Consider the following 19,602-nt stretch of genomic DNA (forward strand, 5'->3'; position numbering starts at 1 on the left):
TGACATGCACCATACCTTGCCTGCATTGCCATACGCCTACGACGCGCTGGAGCCACACATTGATGCCCAGACAATGGAAATCCACCACACCAAGCATCACCAGACTTATGTCAACGGGCTCAATGCCGCCGTTGAAGGTACCAAGTGGGCCGAATGGCCGGTGGAAAAACTGATCGCTGCCGTCAAGCAACTGCCGGAAGACCTGCGTGGCGCTGTGACCAACCACGGCGGCGGGCACGCCAACCACGGCCTGTTCTGGACTGTCATGTCACCTCAGGGCGGTGGCGAGCCCGTGGGTCAGGTGGCGCAAGCTGTCACTGCTCAACTTGGCGGTTTCGAGGCTTTCAAGGAGGCTTTCACCAAAGCCGCGTTGACCCGCTTCGGCAGCGGTTGGGCCTGGCTCAGCGTAACGCCGCAAAAAATGTTGGTGGTGGAGAGCAGCGGCAACCAGGACAGCCCGCTGATGCACGGCAATGTGCCGATCCTGGGCCTGGACGTGTGGGAGCACGCGTACTACCTCAAGTACCAGAATCGTCGCCCGGAATACATCGGTGCCTTCTACAACGTCATTGACTGGGTGGAAGTCGAGCGTCGCTACCTCGAAGCCCTGAAGTGAGTCGGAGCGGTATGCGCTCTTGGCGAGCTTTAGGCTGTGTACAGGCTTCTGTCTGATGATGGTGATGGATACCGCGATGTCCTGACATTGTGCAAGCGCAGGTGTGCGAGGTCTATTCGCCTTCGTCAAAGAAGTTGTTGATCAGCTCGACCAGTGCGTCCATGGCGTCGCTGTCCTGCTCGCCCTCGGTATGCAGGTGCACCTGGGTGCCTTTGCCTGCTGCCAGCATCATCACCGCCATGATGCTCTTGCCATCCACCAGCTTGTCCGGGGCGCGGCCAACCCGTACCTGGCAGGGGAAGCGGCCGGCCACCCCGACGAACTTGGCTGCCGCCCGGGCATGCAGACCCAGCTTGTTGATGATGGTGATTTCGCGGGCGGGCATCGTGGGGCGGATCCTTGGGCTAGAGGTCGCGATGGCGGACCTGGACGTTTTTCAGGGTTTGCTGCAGCTGTCGACCAAGGCGCTCGGTGATGTACACCGAACGGTGATGGCCGCCAGTGCAGCCGATGGCGATGGTTACGTAGGCGCGGTTGCTGGCAGCGAAGCGGGGCAACCATTTGAGCAGGTAGCTGGAGATGTCGTTGTACATGTCTTCGACATCCGCTTGTGCAGCCAGGTAGTCGATCACGGGTTGATCGAGGCCCGAGTGCTCACGCAGTTCTGGCTTCCAGTAGGGGTTGGGCAGGCAGCGCACGTCAAAAACCAGGTCGGCGTCAACCGGCATTCCCCGCTTGAAACCGAACGACTCGACCAGAAACGCTGTGCCAGGCTCGGGCTGGTTGAGCAGGCGCAGCTTGATCGAGTCACGCAACTGGTACAGGTTCAGGTTGGTGGTGTCGATCTTCAGGTCGGCCAGGTCGGCAATGGGTCCCAACAACTCGCTTTCCACGCGAATCGCTTCCGCGAGCGAGCGGTTGGCGTTGGTCAGAGGGTGTCGCCGGCGGGTTTCCGAGAAACGTTTGAGAAGGACCTCTTCATCGGCATCCAGGTACAACACGTCGCACTGGATGTGCCGGGCGCGGGCTTCTTCAAGCAGTTCAGGGAAGCGTATCAGGTGGCTGGGCAGGTTGCGCGCATCGATTGACACCGCCACCTTGGGCTGCAGCAAATCGGTGTTGATCAGTGCATTTTCCGCCAACTGCGGCAGCAGCCCAGCGGGCAGATTGTCGATGCAATAAAAACCGCTGTCTTCCAGGACATCGAGGGCGGTGCTCTTGCCGGAGCCGGACCGGCCGCTGACGATGATCAGGCGCATGTTCAGTGCTCGTTCTGTACGTCCAGGACAACCTGGAACAGAGCCTCATTGCTGGTGGCCGCGCGCAGCCGATCACGAACCTCCTTGCGATCGAGCATGCTGGCGATCTGACGCAATAGCTCAAGATGGGCATCGGTGGCCGCTTCGGGCACCAGCAGCACAAACAGCAGGTCCACTGGCGCGCCATCGATGGCGTCGTAATCAATAGGGGCTTCCAGGTGCAGCAGAGCGCTGACTGGAGCTGAGCATCCTTCAAGGCGGCAGTGCGGGATGGCGATGCCATTGCCGAATCCGGTAGAGCCGAGCTTTTCCCGGGCTACCAGTTTTTCGAAGACGTCCTGCATCTCCAGTTCTGGCACTTGGTCGGCGATGACAGTGGCGACCTTTTCCAGGGCGCGCTTCTTGCTGCCGCCCGGCACGTTCACGAGGGAACGGCCGGGGGTCAGGATGGTTTCAAGTCGGATCATGGATGAGGGGGATCAGCGGGCAGCTGCACCTTGCAGCAGGCTTTGCTGTTTTTCCTTGTGTTTTTTCAGTTGGCGGTCGAGCTTGTCGGCCAAGGCATCGATCGCTGCATACATGTCTTCGTGTTCGGCGTTGGCTACCACTTCGCCGCCGGGAATCTGCAGGGTCGCCTCGACCTTCTGCTGAAGCTTCTCGACTTTCATGATTACCTGCACGTTGGTGATCTTGTCGAAGTGACTCTCTACGCGGGCGAGCTTTTCAAGCACGTAATCGCGCAGTGGCTGGGTGACTTCTACATGCTGTCCACTGATATTGACTTGCATACAGCTTCTCCTTTGTTGCCCGTGCATAAAGAGGCAGGTCTTGCACCTGCCACGAAAACGCTGTGGCTCATCTCAGGGGCTACATCAGTCGCTTGCGTTCGCTCGACGGTGCGATGCCGAGGGACTCGCGGTACTTGGCGACGGTGCGACGGGCTACCTGGATGCCTTGTGCCTCCAGTAAACCAGCGATCTTGCTGTCACTCAATGGCTTTTTCTGATTTTCCGCCGCAACCAGTTTCTTGATGATCGCGCGGATCGCCGTGGACGAGCATTCTCCGCCTTCGGAGGTGCTGACATGGCTGGAGAAAAAGTATTTCAGTTCGTAGATACCGCGCGGGGTGTGCATGTATTTCTGCGTGGTAACCCGCGAGATGGTCGATTCGTGCATGCCTACTGCTTCGGCAATGTCATGCAGTACCAACGGCTTCATCGCTTCGTCGCCGTGGTCGAGGAAGCCGCGCTGGTGCTCGACGATCTGCGTGGCCACCTTCATCAGGGTTTCGTTACGGCTTTGCAGGCTCTTGATGAACCAGCGCGCTTCCTGTAGCTGGTTGCGCATGAAGGTGTTGTCGGCGCTGGTGTCGGCACGTCGCACGAAGCCGGCGTACTGCGGGTTGACGCGCAGGCGTGGGATGGCTTCCTGGTTCAGCTCTACCAGCCAACGGTCGCTGTCCTTGCGCACGATGACGTCGGGCACCACGTACTCGGGCTCGCTGGACTCGATCTGCGAACCAGGGCGCGGGTTAAGGCTTTGCACCAGTTCGATGACCTGGCGCAGCTCGTCTTCCTTGATTTTCATCCGCCGCATCAGCTGGCTGTAGTCACGGCTGCCGAGCAGGTCGATGAAATCGGTGACCAGACGCTTGGCTTCGGTCATCCACGGGGTTGTAGCGGGCAGTTGGCGCAGTTGCAGCAACAGGCATTCGCCGAGATTGCGAGCACCGACGCCAGCCGGCTCGAACTGCTGGATGCGGTGCAGTACTGCTTCGACCTCGTCCAGCTCGATATCCAGCTCCGGGTCGAAACCGGCGCAGATTTCTTCGAGGGTGTCTTCCAGGTAGCCCTGCCCGTTGATGCTGTCGATCAGGGTGACGGCAATCAAGCGGTCGGTGTCGGACATCGGCGCCAGGTTCAACTGCCACAGCAGGTGGCTTTGCAGGCTCTCGCCGGCCGATGTGCGTGTGGTGAAGTCCCACTCGTCGTCATCGTTGCTCGGCAGGCTGCTGGCGCTGGTCTGGTAGATGTCTTCCCAGGCGGTATCGACCGGGAGCTCGTTGGGGATGCGCTCGCTCCACTCACCGTCTTCCAGGTTGTCGGCGCTGACGGCGCTTTCCTGGAAGCTGTTGTCCTGAACTTCGGCGGCCGGCTTGTTCTCGGCGTTGTCGGCCATCGGGTCGCTGTTGTCGAAGTCTTCGCCGTCTTCCTGACGTTCGAGCATCGGGTTCGACTCCAGCGCTTCCTGGATTTCCTGTTGGAGGTCCAGGGTAGAGAGCTGGAGCAGGCGGATGGCCTGTTGCAACTGAGGAGTCATCGTCAGTTGCTGGCCCATTTTTAGGACGAGCGATGGTTTCATGGCAGGGGCTTAATACCTTGTTCGCCGGCGCGCATGCGCCATCCACTACACGAGGGCGCCGGAGCGCCAGATCAAGCAAGTTTTATGCCTTAAATTGTAGCGTTTGCCTAGAGTACCGTAACAAACTTTACCCGCAGTCTCACGGCTGTTAGCCAGTACTTCAGGCGCTTGCCGGGTCAGAGGCGGAACTCATGGCCCAGGTAAACTTCTTTGACCAGATCGTTTGCCAGGATGGTTTCTGCGTCGCCTTCAGCGATCAGTCGGCCATCGTTGACGATGTAAGCGGTTTCGCAGATATCCAGCGTTTCACGCACGTTGTGGTCGGTAATCAGTACACCGATACCCTTGGCCTTGAGGTGGTGGATGATCTGCTTGATGTCGCCAACCGAAATCGGGTCGACACCGGCGAACGGTTCGTCCAGCAGGATGAACTTGGGCGCTGTCGCCAGGGCGCGGGCAATCTCGACGCGGCGGCGTTCGCCACCGGACAGGCTCATGCCGAGGTTGTCGCGGATGTGGCTGATGTGGAACTCCTGCAGCAGGCTTTCCAGCTCTTTGCGGCGGCCGTCCCGGTCGAGATCCTTGCGGGTCTCGAGGATGGCCATGATGTTGTCGGCTACCGACAGCTTGCGGAAGATCGAGGCCTCCTGCGGCAGGTAGCCGATGCCGGCGCGGGCGCGGCCGTGCATGGGCTGGTGGCTCACATCGAGGTTGTCGATCAGTACTCGGCCCTGTTCGGCCTGGACCAGCCCGACAATCATGTAGAAGCAAGTGGTCTTGCCGGCGCCGTTGGGGCCGAGCAGGCCGACGATCTGGCCGCTGTCGATCGACAGGCTGACATCACGTACTACCTGCCGCCCCTTGTAGCTCTTTGCCAGGTGCTGGGCTTTGAGGGTTGCCATTTACTCGGCCTTCTTCTTGGGCTGGATCACCATGTCGATACGCTGACGTGGTGTTGTCACGTTGCTACCGCGACCGGCGGTCGCCACCTGGGTCTGGGTGTTGTAGACGATCTTTTCGCCTTCGGTGGTGTTGCCTTCGTTCTCGACCTTGGCGCGGTCGGTGAGAATTACCAGGTCCTTCTGCGCCTGGTACTGGATGGTCACGCCCCAGCCTTTCATCTTGTCCGGCTTGGCTGCGCTCTGCTGCTGCTCGAAGTAGGCCAGGTTGCCCACCGAGGTCACCACATCGATGTCGCCGGAGGCGGAGCGGGTGATGGTCACGGTGTTGCCTTTGATCATCATCGAACCTTGGGTGATGATCACGTCACCGGTATAGGTGGCCACGCCTTGCTTGTCATCCAGGTGAGCCTGGTCGGCCTGGATGCGGATCGGCTGATCACGGTCATTCGGCAGTGCGAAGGCGCTCGCGCTTCCCAGTGCTGCGCTCAGGCTGAGCAAAAGGGGGAGAGTTTTAACGAGCCTCATACTGTCCTCTTACGTTAGAGAGCAGGTCCATCCTGCTTTCTTTCAAATACGCTTTCATTCCTTTGCCCGTAGTTGTGCCACCGGCGCCGTCGATTCTAACGGCTTGCTCGGTCTGCGCATATTGCTTCTGCGGGAACACGGTCATGCGTGAACTGGTAATGATGGTTTCACGCTGCTTTTCGTCGGTGCGCGCAATCCGTACGTTGTCGATCAGTTCGACCTCGGTGCCGTCCGGATTGACCTCGGCACGGGTGCTCTGCACGTGCCACGGGTATTCGGTGCCGCGGTACATGTGCAGATCCGGCGTAGTCAGCAACGTGATTTCGCTGGCCTTGAGATGCTCGACCTTGTCGGCGGTCATTTCGTACTGCAGCTTGCCGTCAGGCAGGAACTGCACACTGTGGGCGTTGATCGCATAGTAGTCGATGGCGCTTTCGTCTACCTTGGCCACCGGCTTGTCGAGGAAGCTTTCCGGGCTGACATTCCAGTAGCCGACCGCCGCCAGCAGGGCGGTAATCACTGCTAGCAGCGCAATAGTGCGGGCTTTCTTGCTGAACATGGGCAGCCTTACAGGTAATTGGCGTTGGCAGCGTCCAGGGTGCCCTGGGCCTGCATGATCAGTTCGCAGAATTCACGGGCTGCGCCTTCGCCACCGCGTGCCTGAGTCACGCCGTGGGCGTGCTGGCGAACAAACGGTGCGGCGTTGGCCACGGCCATGCCCAATGCCACCCGGCGAATGACCGGCAGGTCGGGCAGGTCATCGCCCAGGTAGGCTACTTGATCATAGCTCAGGCCCAGCTCCGCAAGCAGGCCGTCAAGCACGACCACTTTGTCCTCGCGGCCCTGGTACAGGTGCGGGATGCCGAGGTTCTTCGCCCGGCGCTCGACTACAGGGGTTTTGCGCCCGCTGATGATCGCGGTGGTCACGCCCGAGGCCATGAGCATCTTGATGCCCTGGCCGTCGAGGGTGTTGAACGTCTTGAACTCACTGCCGTCTTCGAGGAAGTACAGGCGCCCGTCGGTGAGCACGCCATCCACATCGAACACTGCCAGCTTGACGGCTTTGCCCCGTTGCATGAGGTCCTGATTCATTCCATCGCTCCTTACATTACACCGGCGCGCAGCAGGTCGTGCATGTTCAGGGCGCCGGTCGGGCGGCCCTCGCGGTCTACCACCACCAGCGCGCCGATCTTGTGGTCTTCCATGATCTTCAGGGCTTCGGCAGCGAGCATTTCGGCGCGGGCCGTTTTTCCGTGCACGGTCATCACCTGGTCGATCAGAGTGGTGTGTATGTCGATGTTGCGGTCCAGGCTGCGGCGCAGGTCGCCGTCTGTGAATACCCCGGCCAGCGTGCCGTCGGCTTCGACGATCACGGTCATGCCCAGGCCCTTACGGGACATTTCGAGCAGTGCCTCTTTGAGCAGGGTGCCGCGGGCAACCTGGGGCAACTCGTTGCCGCTGTGCATCACGTTCTCGACCTTGAGCAAAAGGCGGCGGCCCAGTGCACCACCCGGGTGCGAGAAGGCAAAGTCTTCAGCGGTGAAGCCGCGGGCCTCGAGCAGGGCGATGGCCAGGCAGTCACCCAGCACCAGCGATGCCGTGGTAGAGGAGGTAGGGGCGAGGTTCAGCGGGCAGGCCTCTTGCTCGACGCGGGCGTCGAGGTTGACCTCGGCGGCCTGGGCCAGGGGCGAGTCCGGGTTGCCGGTCAGGCTGACCAGCTTGATGCCCAGGCGTTTGATCAATGGCAGCAGGGTGACGATTTCGGCTGTGCTGCCGGAATTGGACAAGGCAAGGATGACATCATCGCGCGTGATCATGCCCATGTCGCCATGGCTGGCCTCGGCCGGGTGGACGAAAAACGCTGGCGTACCGGTGCTGGCCAAGGTGGCGGCGATCTTGTTGCCGATGTGCCCGGACTTGCCCATGCCGACCACGACGACCCGGCCCTTGCTGGTCAGAATCAGTTCGCAGGCTTTGACGAAATTGTCGTCGATGCGCGCCAAAAGGGCCTCTACGGCCTCGAGTTCCAGGCGCAGGGTGCGTTGGGCGGATTGGATCAGCTCGCTGGATTGGCTCATGTCGAAAAAGCAATGCCTGAGGAAAAGGCGACGATTATACGCGCAATGATGAAAACCCTCACCTCCTCGATTGCTGTAGCGAATACCACCAAAGCCTGTCCCGGTGCTGAACGACTGCTTGCCCGGCCTTGGGGCGGCGCTGTCAGCGGTGCTATAGTTCGCCGCTATTCGGCCTGCCGGGATGTGTGTGCCTTCCAGATGGAGGCCGGCGTCCACTAGGACGAGGCTGCATTAGCAAGGAGTCTAGATGAGTGTGGATAGCGCCTACGCGGTCGAGTTGAAGGGTGTAACCTTCAAACGTGGTTCGCGCAGCATTTTCAGCAACGTCGACATCCGCATCCCGCGCGGCAAGGTCACCGGCATCATGGGACCATCGGGTTGCGGCAAGACCACGTTGCTCCGCCTGATGGGGGCGCAACTGCGTCCCTCCAGCGGTGAAGTATGGGTGGCCGGCCAGAACCTGCCGACGCTGTCGCGCAGCGACCTGTTCGACGCCCGCAAGCAGATGGGCGTGCTGTTCCAGAGCGGCGCGTTGTTCACCGACCTCGATGTGTTCGAGAACGTCGCGTTCCCGCTGCGCGTGCATACTCAGCTGTCGGACGAAATGATCCGTGACATCGTGCTGATGAAGCTGCAGGCCGTGGGGCTGCGCGGTGCCATCGACCTGATGCCCGATGAGCTGTCCGGTGGCATGAAGCGCCGCGTGGCGCTGGCCCGGGCGATTGCCCTGGACCCGCAGATCCTCATGTACGACGAACCGTTCGTCGGCCAGGACCCGATCGCCATGGGGGTACTGGTGCGCCTGATTCGCCTGCTCAACGATGCCCTGGGCATCACCAGCATCGTGGTTTCCCATGACCTGGCAGAAACCGCCAGCATCGCCGATTACATCTACGTGGTAGGTGACGGCCAGGTGCTGGGCCAGGGGACGCCTGATGAGCTGATGGGCTCGGACAATCCACGGATCCGCCAATTCATGAAAGGCGACCCGGATGGCCCGGTTCCCTTCCACTTTCCCGCGCCTGATTACCGCGCCGACCTGCTGGGGGCGCGTTGATGCGCAGAAAATCCTTACTCGAACGTGTCCGCCTGCTGGGCCGGTCGGCAATCGACGTGCTGGCCGTGCTCGGGCGTTCGTGCCTGTTCCTGTTCCATGCGCTGGTCGGTCGCGGCGGCATTGGTGGCGGCTTCCAGCTGCTGACCAAGCAGTTGTACTCGGTGGGCGTGCTGTCACTGGCGATCGTCGTCGTGTCCGGGGTGTTCATCGGCATGGTGCTGGCGCTGCAGGGTTACAGCATTCTGACCAAGTACGGCTCGGAGCAGGCGGTAGGGCAAATGGTCGCCCTGACCCTGCTGCGTGAACTTGGCCCGGTGGTAACGGCGTTGCTGTTTGCCGGTCGTGCCGGATCCGCGCTGACCGCCGAAATCGGCAACATGAAGTCCACCGAGCAGTTGTCGAGCCTGGAAATGATCGGTGTCGATCCGCTCAAGTACATCGTTGCTCCACGCCTGTGGGCAGGTTTCATCTCGCTGCCGCTGCTGGCGCTGATCTTCAGCGTGGTCGGTATCTGGGGTGGCTCGTGGGTGGCGGTGGACTGGCTGGGCGTCTACGAGGGTTCGTTCTGGGCCAACATGCAGAACAGTGTTTCGTTCACTGACGACGTGCTCAACGGGCTGGTCAAGAGCCTGGTATTTGCTTTCGTCTCGACCTGGATCGCCGTATTCCAGGGGTACGACTGTGAGCCCACTTCAGAAGGGATCAGTCGTGCAACCACCAAGACCGTGGTCTATGCCTCGTTGGCAGTGCTGGGTCTGGACTTTATTCTGACCGCCTTGATGTTTGGAGATTTCTGATGCAAAACCGCACCCTGGAAATCGGTGTCGGCCTGTTCCTCCTGGCCGGGATCCTGGCGCTGCTGCTGCTGGCCCTGCGTGTCAGCGGGCTGTCGGCCAGCCCGACCACTGATACCTATAAAGTTTATGCGTACTTCGACAATATCGCCGGTTTGACGGTCAGAGCTAAAGTGACCATGGCCGGTGTGACCATCGGCAAGGTCACCGCCATCGATCTGGACCGTGATTCCTACACCGGTCGGGTGACGTTGCAGCTGGACAAGTCGGTCGATAACCTGCCGACCGACTCCACTGCCTCGATCCTGACCGCCGGTTTGCTTGGTGAGAAGTACATCGGCATCAGCGTGGGCGGTGAAGACGATGTCCTCAAGGATGGTTCAACCATCCATGACACTCAGTCGGCACTGGTGCTGGAGGATCTGATTGGCAAGTTCCTGCTCAACTCTGTTGGCAAGGAACCGAAAGAAGCGCAACCGGCTAATTAAGGAGTATCCATGATTTCGATCCTGCGACGTGGCCTGCTAGTGCTACTGGCGGCCTTCCCCCTGCTGGCCCTGGCTGCGCAGACACCGCACGAAGTGGTTCAGGGCACCACCAATGAACTGCTCGGCGACCTCAAGGCCAACAAGGAGCAGTACAAGTCCAACCCCAACGCCTTCTATGACTCGCTCAACCGCATTCTTGGCCCGGTGGTGGATGCTGACGGTATCTCGCGCAGCATCATGACCGTGAAGTACTCGCGCAAGGCGACCCCGGAGCAGATGCAGCGCTTCCAGGAGAACTTCAAGCGCAGCCTGATGCAGTTCTATGGCAATGCCTTGCTTGAGTACAACAACCAGGGCATCACCGTCGACCCGGCTAAGGCCGATGACGGCAAGCGCGCCAGCGTCGGCATGAAGGTCACCGGCAACAACGGTGCCGTGTACCCCGTGCAGTACACCTTGGAGAACATTGGTGGCGAGTGGAAGGTGCGTAACGTGATCGTCAACGGCATCAACATCGGCAAGCTGTTCCGTGACCAGTTCGCCGATGCCATGCAGCGCAACGGCAACGACCTGGACAAGACCATCGACGGCTGGGCCGGCGAAGTGGCCAAGGCCAAGCAGACTGCTGACAACTCGCCAGAGAAGAGCGTCAAATGAGCGAGGCTGCTGTAAGCATGGCCGAGCCGGGCGTGCTGCGTCTGGCTGGCGTGCTGGATTACCGCAGCGGCCCGGCCTTGCGCAAGCAGGGCAAGGTGCTGATCGATGGCTCGCGGGAGCCGCGACTGGTGCTTGATTGCTCGGCTGTCGAGAAGTCGTCGAGTGTCGGCCTGTCGCTGTTGCTTGCGTACATTCGTGATGCTCAGGCCACCGGCAAGGCGTGCGAGGTGCGTAGCATGCCCGACGACATGCGGGAAATTGCCGAGGTCTATGATCTCGATGAAGTGCTGGCAAGCTAGTGGCCAGGCACGGATGATGGCCCCTCGGTCAGCGAAGCCTTCGTTGGGCTTCGCAGGCGAGGGGCTTTTTTGTATGATGGCCGACCCGTGCGCATCGGGCGCCGATTGAGGTTGAGCATGCAGGCCGTAGAAGTTAAGAGCTTCCTTGAAGAGAAATTGCCGGGTTCCCGGGTCGAAGTTGAAGGCGAAGGCTGCAACTTCCAGTTGAACGTGATCAGCGACGAGTTGGCTGGCCTGAGTCCGGTCAAACGCCAGCAGGCGATCTATGCTCACCTGAATCCGTGGATCGCCAATGGCAGCATCCATGCGGTAACCATGAAATTTTTCAGCAGCGCAGCCTGGGCTGAGCGCACCTGAGCCAACTTGGCGGCGAGACTCCAATGGACAAACTGATTATTACTGGCGGCGCTCGCCTTGACGGCGAGATCCGCATTTCGGGCGCGAAAAACGCAGCCCTGCCGATTCTGGCAGCGACCCTGCTGGCCGATGGCCCGGTCACCGTGGGCAACCTGCCGCACCTGCACGACATCACCACCATGATCGAGCTGTTCGGGCGCATGGGCATCGAGCCTGTAATCGACGAAAAGCTGTCGGTGGAAATCGATCCACGCACCATCAAGACCCTGGTCGCGCCGTATGAGCTGGTCAAGACCATGCGCGCTTCGATCCTGGTGCTGGGCCCGATGGTTGCCCGTTTCGGCGAAGCCGAAGTGGCTTTGCCTGGCGGTTGCGCCATTGGCTCGCGCCCGGTCGATCTGCACATCCGTGGCCTTGAGGCCATGGGGGCGAAGATCGAAGTGGAAGGCGGCTACATCAAGGCCAAGGCGCCTGAAGGCGGCCTGCGTGGCGCGCACTTCTTCTTCGACACCGTCAGCGTGACCGGTACCGAGAACATCATGATGGCCGCTGCCTTGGCCAAGGGCCGCAGCGTGTTGCAGAACGCCGCGCGTGAGCCTGAAGTGGTCGACCTGGCCAACTTCATCAACGCCATGGGCGGGAACATTCAGGGCGCAGGTACCGATACCATCACCATCGATGGTGTCGAACGACTGGATTCGGCCAACTACCGCGTGATGCCGGACCGCATCGAGACCGGTACCTACCTGGTCGCCGCTGCCGTGACCGGTGGCCGCGTCAAGGTCAAGGACACCGACCCCACCATCCTTGAGGCCGTACTGGAAAAACTCAAGGAAGCGGGTGCCGACATCAATACCGGCGAAGACTGGATCGAACTGGACATGCATGGCAAGCGGCCGAAAGCCGTCAACCTGCGTACCGCCCCGTACCCGGCGTTCCCGACCGACATGCAGGCGCAGTTCATCTCGCTGAATGCCATTGCCGAAGGCACTGGCGCGGTGATCGAGACCATCTTCGAAAACCGCTTCATGCACGTTTACGAAATGCACCGCATGGGCGCTCAGATCCAGGTCGAAGGCAACACCGCTATCGTCACTGGCGTCAAGGCGCTGAAGGGTGCCCCGGTCATGGCCACCGACCTGCGTGCTTCGGCCAGCCTGGTGCTGTCGGCGCTGGTTGCCGAAGGCGATACCCTGATCGATCGCATCTACCACATTGACCGTGGTTACGAGTGCATCGAGGAAAAACTGCAGATGCTCGGCGCGAAAATCCGCCGCGTACCGGGCTAGTACCCCGCGGGTGCAAGGACGCACCTTTTGAATTGAATGCGGCCAGGTCGATGACCTGGCCGGCAGCAGCCGCTTAAGGACCGACGTTCCAATGTTGACCATCGCGCTTTCCAAAGGCCGTATTCTCGACGATACCTTGCCGTTGCTGGCCGAGGCCGGCATCGTGCCGACCGAAAACCCGGACAAGAGCCGCAAGCTGATCATCCCCACCACGCAGGACGACGTGCGTCTGCTGATCGTGCGTGCCACCGACGTGCCGACCTACGTCGAGCATGGTGCTGCCGACCTGGGTGTGGCCGGCAAGGACGTGTTGATGGAGTACGGCGGCCAGGGTCTGTATGAGCCCCTGGACCTGCAGATTGCCCAATGCAAGCTGATGACCGCGGGCGTAGTCGGCGCAGCCGAGCCCAAGGGGCGCCTGCGCGTGGCCACCAAGTTCGTCAACGTAGCCAAGCGTTACTACGCGGAGCAAGGTCGCCAGGTCGACATCATCAAGCTGTATGGCTCGATGGAGCTGGCACCGCTGATCAACCTTGCCGACAAGATCATCGACGTGGTCGACACCGGTAACACCCTGCGTGCCAACGGCCTGGAACCCCAGGAACTGATCGCCACGATCAGCTCGCGCCTGGTGGTCAACAAAGCCTCCATGAAAATGCAGCACGCCCGCATCCAGAGCCTGATCGAGACGCTGCGCGGAGCGGTCGAATCGCGACACCGCGGCTAACGCTCTACCTGCTGCGCGCGGCCTTCGCTGTCGCGCCCGTCTATCCGCGTCATAGCCATTTTTCTCGGGTGCCCGCGCGTATGGACTGGTAGCTTGGGATTGTGCGAAAAGTCGCCGAGCGGCGATCATGCAAGAACGAAAACAGGCGAGGAACGGCCGGGGTCGCGCCCGACTTTGCTGGTTGCAAATGAGCATTCCGAGCCTGTTTTTAACGTAGCATGATCGTCGCGCAGGCACTTTTCGCACAATCCCCTAGGGCGCCTGAGCATTCGCTAATATTACGAGGCCCTCGCCATGACCGTGTCCACTGCAATTGCCCGTCTCAACGCTGCTGATCCGGATTTCGCCCGACATCTGGATCATCTGCTGAGCTGGGAAAGTGTGTCCGATGACGCGGTCAATCAGCGCGTGCTCGACATCATCAAGGCCGTGCGTGAACGCGGTGATGCGGCGCTGGTGGAATTCACCCAGCGCTTCGATGGTGTTGACGCCAAGTCGATTGACGACCTGATCCTCAATCGCGCGCGCCTGGAACTGGCGCTGACCCGTATCACTCCGGTCCAGCGCGAAGCCCTGGAAAAGGCCGCCAACCGTGTGCGCATCTATCACGAGCGGCAGAAGCAGGATTCCTGGCAGTACACCGAGGCCGACGGCACCGTGCTCGGCCAGAAGGTCACCCCGTTGGACCGCGCTGGCCTGTATGTGCCGGGCGGCAAGGCGTCGTATCCGTCGTCGGTGCTGATGAACGCCATCCCGGCCAAGGTTGCCGGCGTGGCTGAAGTGGTGATGGTGGTACCGACCCCACGGGGTGAGGTCAACGAGCTGGTGCTGGCGGCTGCCTGCATCGCCGGTGTCGACCGGGTGTTCACCGTCGGTGGTGCCCAGGCCGTGGCTGCGCTGGCCTACGGCACTGAAAGCGTGCCGCAGGTGGACAAGATCGTCGGCCCGGGCAACATCTACGTTGCCACCGCCAAACGCCACGTGTTCGGCCAGGTAGGCATCGACATGATCGCCGGCCCCTCGGAAATTCTCGTGGTGTGCGACGGTCAGACCGACCCGGACTGGATCGCCATGGACCTGTTCTCCCAGGCCGAGCACGACGAAGACGCCCAGGCTATTCTGGTCAGCCCGGATGCCGCCTTCCTCGATCGCGTGGCTGCCAGCATCGACAAGCTGATGCCAACCATGGAGCGTGCCGATATCATCGAAAAGTCGATCAACGGCCGTGGTGCGCTGATCCAGGTGCGAGATATGCAGCAGGCCATGGAAGTGGCCAACCGCATCGCACCGGAGCACCTGGAGCTGTCGGTGGCCGACCCGCAAGCCTGGCTGCCACACATTCGCCACGCTGGCGCGATCTTCATGGGCCGCCACACCAGCGAAGCGCTGGGCGATTACTGCGCTGGCCCTAACCACGTGCTGCCCACTTCAGGTACCGCGCGTTTTTCGTCACCGCTGGGGGTGTATGACTTCCAGAAGCGTTCGTCGATCATCTTCTGCTCCGAGCAGGGCGCGTCCGAGCTGGGTCACACTGCCTCGGTCCTCGCCCGAGGCGAGTCGCTCACTGCCCACGCCCGTAGTGCCGAATACCGTATCCTGACCCAAGACAAGGGGAACTGAGCATGAGTCGATTCTGGAGCCCCTTCGTCAAGGACCTGGTGCCTTACGTGCCGGGCGAGCAACCCAAGCTGGCGCGCCTGGTCAAGCTGAACACCAACGAAAACCCCTATGGCCCATCGCCCAAGGCGCTGGAGGCCATGCGCGGCGAACTTAACGATAACCTGCGCCTGTACCCCGACCCGAACGGTGACCGCCTCAAGCAAGCAGTGGCCGAGTACTACGGCGTGACCCCGGCGCAAGTGTTTGTCGGCAACGGCTCGGACGAGGTGCTGGCGCACATCTTCCACGGCCTGTTCCAGCACGATACGCCCCTGCTGTTCCCGGACATCAGCTACAGCTTCTACCCGGTCTACTGCGGCCTTTACGGCATTGCCTTCGAACAGGTGGCGCTGGATGAGCAGTTCCAGATCCGCATCGAGGACTACAAAAAGCCCAACGCGGGCATCATCTTCCCCAACCCCAATGCGCCGACCGGTTGCCTGATGCCGTTGCAGGTGGTGGAGCAGTTGCTGCAGGCCAACCGTGATTCGGTGGTGGTGGTGGATGAGGCCTACATCGATTTCGGTGGTGAAACGGCGATCAGCCTGGTGGACCGCTACGATAACCTGCTGGTTACCCAGACGCTGTCGAAGTCGCGCTCGTTGGCGGGTCTGCGAGTTGGCCTGGCAGTGGGGCACCCGGACCTGATCGAGGCGCTGGAGCGGATCAAGAACAGCTTCAACTCCTATCCGCTGGACCGTGCAGCTATCGTCGGTGCGGCGGTGGCGTTCGAAGATCGAGAGTACTTCGAGGAAACCTGCCGCAAGGTGATAGACAGCCGCGAGGCGCTGGTCGGGCAACTGCAGGCCAAGGGCTTTGAGGTACTGCCGTCGGCTGCCAACTTCATCTTCGCCCGTCACCCGCAGCAGGATGCCGGCGAGCTGGCGGCACGCTTGCGCGAGCAGGGCGTGATCGTGCGCCACTTCAAGCAGCCGCGTATTGCCCAGTTCCTGCGGATCACCATCGGTACGCCGGAAATGAACCAGGCACTGCTGGATGCGTTGAGCTGACGTGTAGGAGCGGGTTTACCCGCGAATACGGTAGCGGCGGCAACGGTGAACGGCGGGTGGAAACTGGCCAGCAGGCCCGGCCCTTTCGCGGGTGAACCCGCTCCTACGGGGATCGCGCCAGCCCTTGAGGAACGACAAAACTGTTGCTTCTCAAGGGCTTAATAGCGGCGGTCTTCGATCACAAACGGCTTGGCTGCCGGCCTGTTGCGCACTGCCGTCGGTGTACCATCAAGCACCAGTACATAATCGTTCTGCTCGTCCATGCCCTCAGGGTCGGTCCATTGCTCGTCTCTGGCCGCCACCTGGGCAACTACATGCCCATTCTTGATAATGGTCAGATAGCCATTGGCATTGCTGTTCCAGCGTAGCGATCCTTTGTTCTCGTCGGCCCGCGCCTTGCGTACGCCGGTATCACCCAGTAAAGGCGTGCCATCCAATAGCCATTCCGGCTGCAGCTTGAGGCCCATGTGGCGCAGCACCGTGGGCGCTACCGAGGTCTGCGCGGGTAGCCCGTACAGGTTGCCGGGTCCAGGCATTTCCACAGGAATGCTCAGCTCGGTCAGTTCCTGATTCAACGGTTTGTTGCTGGCGATGAAGATGCTCTTTTCCTGCTCCGAAGCGCCGCCATGGCCTTTCCCCCAATAGTCCCGGCCATGGTTGGTACTGACGAGCACCAGCCAATCTTCCTGCGGGAACATGCGACGCCGCTGGTCTACCTTGTCCAATAGCCGTCCGATCTCGCTGTCTGCCTTGCGCAACGCCTGTGCATAGCGCTCACCATAACCGGTGTGATGGCCGATTTGGTCAGGTTCATCCAGTTGAATGAACGTGAAATCAGCGGGTGTGTCGCCAAGGATCTGCAACGTACGTGCTATCACCTGTTCATCCGACAAACCACTCTCGCGTACATTGGCGTCATGGGCGTCCTCCAGCAGAAATGCCGTGTTGATGGGTGACCAGTTGACGATGCTGGAGAGGTAGGCATTGGGGTATGCCAGGCGTAGCCGCTTGAACAGGCTAGGAAACGCCGGGTTTACCCGTTGCGAGTCATCGTCCGATTCAACGCCATGCTTGTTGCTCCACACGCCGGTCAGCAAAGTGATCCAGCCAGGGCCGCTCAAGGTGGGTTGCTCGCTGGTTTTACCACTGATGCCCCCTGTGTAGGCCTTGCCGTAATACAGGCGCTGCTTCAGGTTGGTCGCATCGCCCAGTTGCAGGTATTGCTGCAATTGCACGCCGTCAAGGCCGATGAGCAAGGTTTTAGGGCGGCTCTGGTGCCGGGCCGTGTCACAGCCTGGCTGCAGGGTCAGGAACAGAAATAACAGCAAACTCGCCAGTCGCATGTAGGCACATCCTTGAAAGCACGCAACGAGGGTTGCAACAAAGTGTCATGCCCACAACTGGCAGAAATATCAGGTTGTTTACGTTTTTGCCCGCAATCCAGTAAGCTGCGTAAATTCATCGGATGATTGGTTGAGTGGCATGAATACCGAGCTGAGCAAGCGCTCCCTGGTGGAGTTGGCTGTAGAGCGCATGCGCGAATGCATCGTGCAGGGCGATTGGCAGGTCGGCCAGCGCCTGCCTACCGAGCCAGAGCTTGCCTTGCAATTGGGCATTAGCCGCAACACCGTGCGTGAGGCCATGCGCGTGCTGGCGTTCAGTGGCCTGGTGGAAATTCGCCAGGGCGACGGCAGCTACCTGCGCACTGCCCAGGACCCGCTGCAGGCGGTGCGCGCGATGTCCCGATGTACGCCCGAGCAGGCCCGGGAAACACGCCATATCCTCGAGGTGGAGGCCATCGGCCTGGCGGCTCTGCGCCGTACCGATGCTGACCTGCAAGCGCTACGGGATGCCCTTGAAGGCAGCGCCGGGCACTTTCACGGCGATGTCGATGCCTATGTGGCTTGCGATCTGGTGTTCCACCAGCGGCTGGTCGATGCCGCCCACAACCCGGCATTAAGCGAGTTGTACCGTTACTTTTCCGGTGTCGTGGCTGCCGCGCTGCAACACAGTCTGGCGACCGTTCCGCGCTGCCAGGCCACGTTCGACTTGCATGGGCAGATCCTCGAGGCCATCGAGCGACGTGACGTTGAACGGGCCAAGTGCCTGAGCCGTACCCTCATTGAATCCTGACACCGAGAAGGCCATGGCTGAATCCATCACCCGTAATACCCCCTCGAACGAGCGGGATCTCGATGAGCTGCTGATCGACGCTGAAGCTGACGACGAGCAGGTCCAGCAGCAGGCTGTGGTGTTGCGGCGGCCCTGGCTGTTGCTGCTGGGCCTGGTGCTGGTGGCTTTGAACCTGCGCCCGGCATTGTCGAGCATGGCGCCGGTACTGGGCCAAGTATCTGAAGGCCTGGGCCTGAGTGCTTCGCAGGCTGGCTTGCTGACCACCTTGCCGGTGCTCTGCCTGGGCCTGTTTGCTCCCTTGGCGCCGGTGCTGGCGCGGCGCTTTGGCAGCGAGCGGGTGATTCTTGGCATCCTCGTCACCTTGGCACTTGGCCTCGTGGTACGAAGCGCCTTTGGGGCTGTCGGGGTGTTCCTCGGCAGCCTGATGGCGGGGGCCAGCATCGGCATTATCGGCGTGTTGTTGCCGGGTATCGTCAAGCGCGACTTTCCGCAGCACGCTGGCACACTGACCGGCGTATACACCATGGCATTATGCCTGGGCGCTGCCATGGCCGCGGGTGCCACCGTTCCTTTGGCCCAGCATTTCGACAGCAGCTGGGCACTAGGGTTGGGCTTCTGGGTGCTGCCGGCCTTCCTGGCCATGCTGGTGTGGCTGCCACAGGCCCGTCAGGGGCATGGCCTGCACAAGGTAGCCTATCGCGTGCGAGGCCTGTGGCGTGACCCACTGGCCTGGCAGGTGACCCTGTACATGGGCCTGCAGTCATCACTGGCTTACATCGTGTTCGGCTGGTTGCCATCGATCCTGATCGGTCGCGGCCTCAGCCCAACCGAGGCAGGGCTGGTGCTGTCAGGGTCGGTAATCGTGCAGTTGATCAGCTCGCTCAGCGCCCCTTGGCTGGCCACCCGCGGCAAGGACCAGCGGCTGGCGATCGTGGTAGTCATGTCGGGTACGCTGGCGGGGCTGTTCGGTTGCCTGTATGCGCCACTTTCCGGGTTGTGGGGGTGGGCCATTGTGCTGGGCCTGGGGCAGGGCGGTACCTTTGCCCTGGCGCTGACCTTGATCGTGCTGCGCTCGAAGGATGCCCATGTGGCGGCGAACTTGTCGAGCATGGCCCAGGGGGTGGGTTATACCCTCGCCTCAATGGGGCCATTTGCGGTGGGCCTGGTGCATGACCTGACTGGCGGCTGGGCGGCCCTGGGCTGGATTTTTGCGGTGCTGGGCGTCGGTGCCATCGTGTTCGGTCTGGGGGCCGGGCGGGCGCTGCATGTGCAGGTGACCAGCGAGAAGGTCTGAGGCCTGTTTTGCAGTACCGTCCTCTTACCCGCCAAGAGGACGGTACTGGCATAAGCCATCGTGGCAGATTATCGTGCAGCTTTCGAACCTAGGACGG

At 61.2% G+C, this 19,602-nt stretch carries 24 protein-coding genes; 13 read left to right on the forward strand and 11 right to left on the reverse strand.

Annotation, left to right across the window (positions count from 1 at the left end):
- The first annotated feature begins 4 nt into the window (after positions 1 to 4).
- Complete coding sequence (locus tag QCL51_RS04540) at positions 5 to 616, forward strand: superoxide dismutase (protein ID WP_338444613.1); 612 nt, start codon at positions 5 to 7, stop codon at positions 614 to 616.
- A 112-nt stretch (positions 617 to 728) separates the two neighbouring features.
- Here the strand turns inward: QCL51_RS04540 and QCL51_RS04545 are convergent, their stop codons facing one another.
- The 10 genes from QCL51_RS04545 to QCL51_RS04590 form a co-directional block, all read right to left on the reverse strand.
- Complete coding sequence (locus QCL51_RS04545; RefSeq protein WP_010952144.1) at positions 729 to 1,001, reverse strand: HPr family phosphocarrier protein; 273 nt, start codon at positions 999 to 1,001, stop codon at positions 729 to 731.
- A gap of 19 nt (positions 1,002 to 1,020) precedes the next feature.
- The gene (gene rapZ / locus QCL51_RS04550; protein ID WP_021781853.1) at positions 1,021 to 1,875 is read right to left on the reverse strand and encodes an RNase adapter RapZ; all 855 of its coding nucleotides are present in this window, start codon (positions 1,873 to 1,875) and stop codon (positions 1,021 to 1,023) included.
- A 2-nt stretch (positions 1,876 to 1,877) separates the two neighbouring features.
- On the reverse strand, positions 1,878 to 2,342 hold the full coding sequence (gene ptsN, locus QCL51_RS04555) for a PTS IIA-like nitrogen regulatory protein PtsN (RefSeq protein WP_003255137.1): 465 nt from the start codon (positions 2,340 to 2,342) through the stop codon (positions 1,878 to 1,880).
- A 12-nt stretch (positions 2,343 to 2,354) separates the two neighbouring features.
- The gene (gene raiA / locus QCL51_RS04560) at positions 2,355 to 2,663 is read right to left on the reverse strand and encodes a ribosome-associated translation inhibitor RaiA (RefSeq protein WP_003255135.1); all 309 of its coding nucleotides are present in this window, start codon (positions 2,661 to 2,663) and stop codon (positions 2,355 to 2,357) included.
- 79 nt (positions 2,664 to 2,742) lie between these two features.
- The gene (locus QCL51_RS04565) at positions 2,743 to 4,236 is read right to left on the reverse strand and encodes an RNA polymerase factor sigma-54 (protein WP_028697418.1); all 1,494 of its coding nucleotides are present in this window, start codon (positions 4,234 to 4,236) and stop codon (positions 2,743 to 2,745) included.
- A gap of 176 nt (positions 4,237 to 4,412) precedes the next feature.
- Positions 4,413 to 5,138, reverse strand: coding sequence for an LPS export ABC transporter ATP-binding protein (gene lptB / locus QCL51_RS04570; protein WP_003255132.1), 726 nt, complete (start codon positions 5,136 to 5,138; stop codon positions 4,413 to 4,415).
- Positions 5,139 to 5,663, reverse strand: a complete 525-nt coding sequence (gene lptA / locus QCL51_RS04575) for a lipopolysaccharide transport periplasmic protein LptA (RefSeq protein WP_021781855.1) — start codon at positions 5,661 to 5,663, stop codon at positions 5,139 to 5,141. It lies immediately after the preceding gene.
- The gene (gene lptC / locus QCL51_RS04580; protein WP_021781856.1) at positions 5,650 to 6,222 is read right to left on the reverse strand and encodes an LPS export ABC transporter periplasmic protein LptC; all 573 of its coding nucleotides are present in this window, start codon (positions 6,220 to 6,222) and stop codon (positions 5,650 to 5,652) included. Before lptC ends, lptA begins: the two co-directional genes overlap by 14 nt.
- Before the next feature lie 8 nt (positions 6,223 to 6,230).
- A complete protein-coding gene (locus tag QCL51_RS04585) occupies positions 6,231 to 6,755 on the reverse strand; it encodes an HAD family hydrolase (RefSeq protein WP_021781857.1) in 525 nt (174 codons plus the stop codon).
- Positions 6,756 to 6,766: 11 nt separating this feature from the next.
- Positions 6,767 to 7,741, reverse strand: a complete 975-nt coding sequence (locus QCL51_RS04590) for a KpsF/GutQ family sugar-phosphate isomerase (protein WP_021781858.1) — start codon at positions 7,739 to 7,741, stop codon at positions 6,767 to 6,769.
- Positions 7,742 to 7,988: 247 nt separating this feature from the next.
- Between QCL51_RS04590 and QCL51_RS04595 the strand changes: the two genes are divergently transcribed.
- The 10 genes from QCL51_RS04595 to hisC all read left to right on the forward strand — a co-directional run bounded on the left by QCL51_RS04595 (position 7,989) and on the right by hisC (position 16,078).
- Positions 7,989 to 8,798 carry an ATP-binding cassette domain-containing protein gene (locus QCL51_RS04595; protein WP_012270662.1) on the forward strand — a complete coding sequence of 270 codons (810 nt, stop codon included), beginning with the start codon at positions 7,989 to 7,991 and terminating at the stop codon, positions 8,796 to 8,798.
- A complete protein-coding gene (gene mlaE, locus QCL51_RS04600; protein WP_003255125.1) occupies positions 8,798 to 9,595 on the forward strand; it encodes a lipid asymmetry maintenance ABC transporter permease subunit MlaE in 798 nt (265 codons plus the stop codon). Before QCL51_RS04595 ends, mlaE begins: the two co-directional genes overlap by 1 nt.
- Positions 9,595 to 10,080: an outer membrane lipid asymmetry maintenance protein MlaD gene (gene mlaD / locus QCL51_RS04605; protein WP_003255124.1), complete on the forward strand. Its 486-nt coding sequence runs from the start codon at positions 9,595 to 9,597 to the stop codon at positions 10,078 to 10,080. The genes mlaE and mlaD overlap by 1 nt, the downstream gene beginning before the upstream one ends.
- A gap of 9 nt (positions 10,081 to 10,089) precedes the next feature.
- Positions 10,090 to 10,737, forward strand: coding sequence for an ABC transporter substrate-binding protein (locus QCL51_RS04610; RefSeq protein WP_021781859.1), 648 nt, complete (start codon positions 10,090 to 10,092; stop codon positions 10,735 to 10,737).
- Positions 10,734 to 11,036: an STAS domain-containing protein gene (locus QCL51_RS04615; protein WP_021781860.1), complete on the forward strand. Its 303-nt coding sequence runs from the start codon at positions 10,734 to 10,736 to the stop codon at positions 11,034 to 11,036. The genes QCL51_RS04610 and QCL51_RS04615 overlap by 4 nt, the downstream gene beginning before the upstream one ends.
- Positions 11,037 to 11,153: 117 nt before the next feature.
- The gene (locus QCL51_RS04620; protein WP_003255121.1) at positions 11,154 to 11,393 is read left to right on the forward strand and encodes a BolA family protein; all 240 of its coding nucleotides are present in this window, start codon (positions 11,154 to 11,156) and stop codon (positions 11,391 to 11,393) included.
- A 23-nt stretch (positions 11,394 to 11,416) separates the two neighbouring features.
- Positions 11,417 to 12,682 (forward strand): UDP-N-acetylglucosamine 1-carboxyvinyltransferase, encoded by a 1,266-nt coding sequence (murA, locus tag QCL51_RS04625; RefSeq protein ID WP_003255119.1) that lies wholly within the window; start codon positions 11,417 to 11,419, stop codon positions 12,680 to 12,682.
- Between the two features lie 91 nt (positions 12,683 to 12,773).
- Positions 12,774 to 13,409, forward strand: coding sequence for an ATP phosphoribosyltransferase (gene hisG / locus QCL51_RS04630; protein WP_021781861.1), 636 nt, complete (start codon positions 12,774 to 12,776; stop codon positions 13,407 to 13,409).
- A gap of 294 nt (positions 13,410 to 13,703) precedes the next feature.
- Positions 13,704 to 15,029 carry a histidinol dehydrogenase gene (gene hisD, locus QCL51_RS04635; RefSeq protein ID WP_021781862.1) on the forward strand — a complete coding sequence of 442 codons (1,326 nt, stop codon included), beginning with the start codon at positions 13,704 to 13,706 and terminating at the stop codon, positions 15,027 to 15,029.
- Between the two features lie 2 nt (positions 15,030 to 15,031).
- On the forward strand, positions 15,032 to 16,078 hold the full coding sequence (hisC, locus tag QCL51_RS04640; RefSeq protein WP_053870402.1) for a histidinol-phosphate transaminase: 1,047 nt from the start codon (positions 15,032 to 15,034) through the stop codon (positions 16,076 to 16,078).
- A gap of 158 nt (positions 16,079 to 16,236) precedes the next feature.
- Here hisC and QCL51_RS04645 read toward each other — a convergent pair whose 3' ends face one another.
- A complete protein-coding gene (locus QCL51_RS04645; protein WP_103443538.1) occupies positions 16,237 to 17,421 on the reverse strand; it encodes an alkaline phosphatase family protein in 1,185 nt (394 codons plus the stop codon).
- A gap of 139 nt (positions 17,422 to 17,560) precedes the next feature.
- On the opposite strand from QCL51_RS04645, the gene QCL51_RS04650 reads away from it, so the two are divergent.
- Both QCL51_RS04650 and QCL51_RS04655 read left to right on the forward strand, forming a co-directional pair.
- Positions 17,561 to 18,211 (forward strand): FadR/GntR family transcriptional regulator, encoded by a 651-nt coding sequence (locus QCL51_RS04650; protein WP_103470115.1) that lies wholly within the window; start codon positions 17,561 to 17,563, stop codon positions 18,209 to 18,211.
- Between the two features lie 13 nt (positions 18,212 to 18,224).
- Complete coding sequence (locus QCL51_RS04655; RefSeq protein ID WP_338444614.1) at positions 18,225 to 19,505, forward strand: CynX/NimT family MFS transporter; 1,281 nt, start codon at positions 18,225 to 18,227, stop codon at positions 19,503 to 19,505.
- The last annotated feature ends 97 nt before the right edge of the window (positions 19,506 to 19,602 follow it).

It is taken from the genome of Pseudomonas sp. LTR0 (assembly GCF_036630035.1).
GTDB classification, from domain to species: Bacteria; Pseudomonadota; Gammaproteobacteria; order Pseudomonadales; family Pseudomonadaceae; genus Aquipseudomonas; species Aquipseudomonas putida_Y.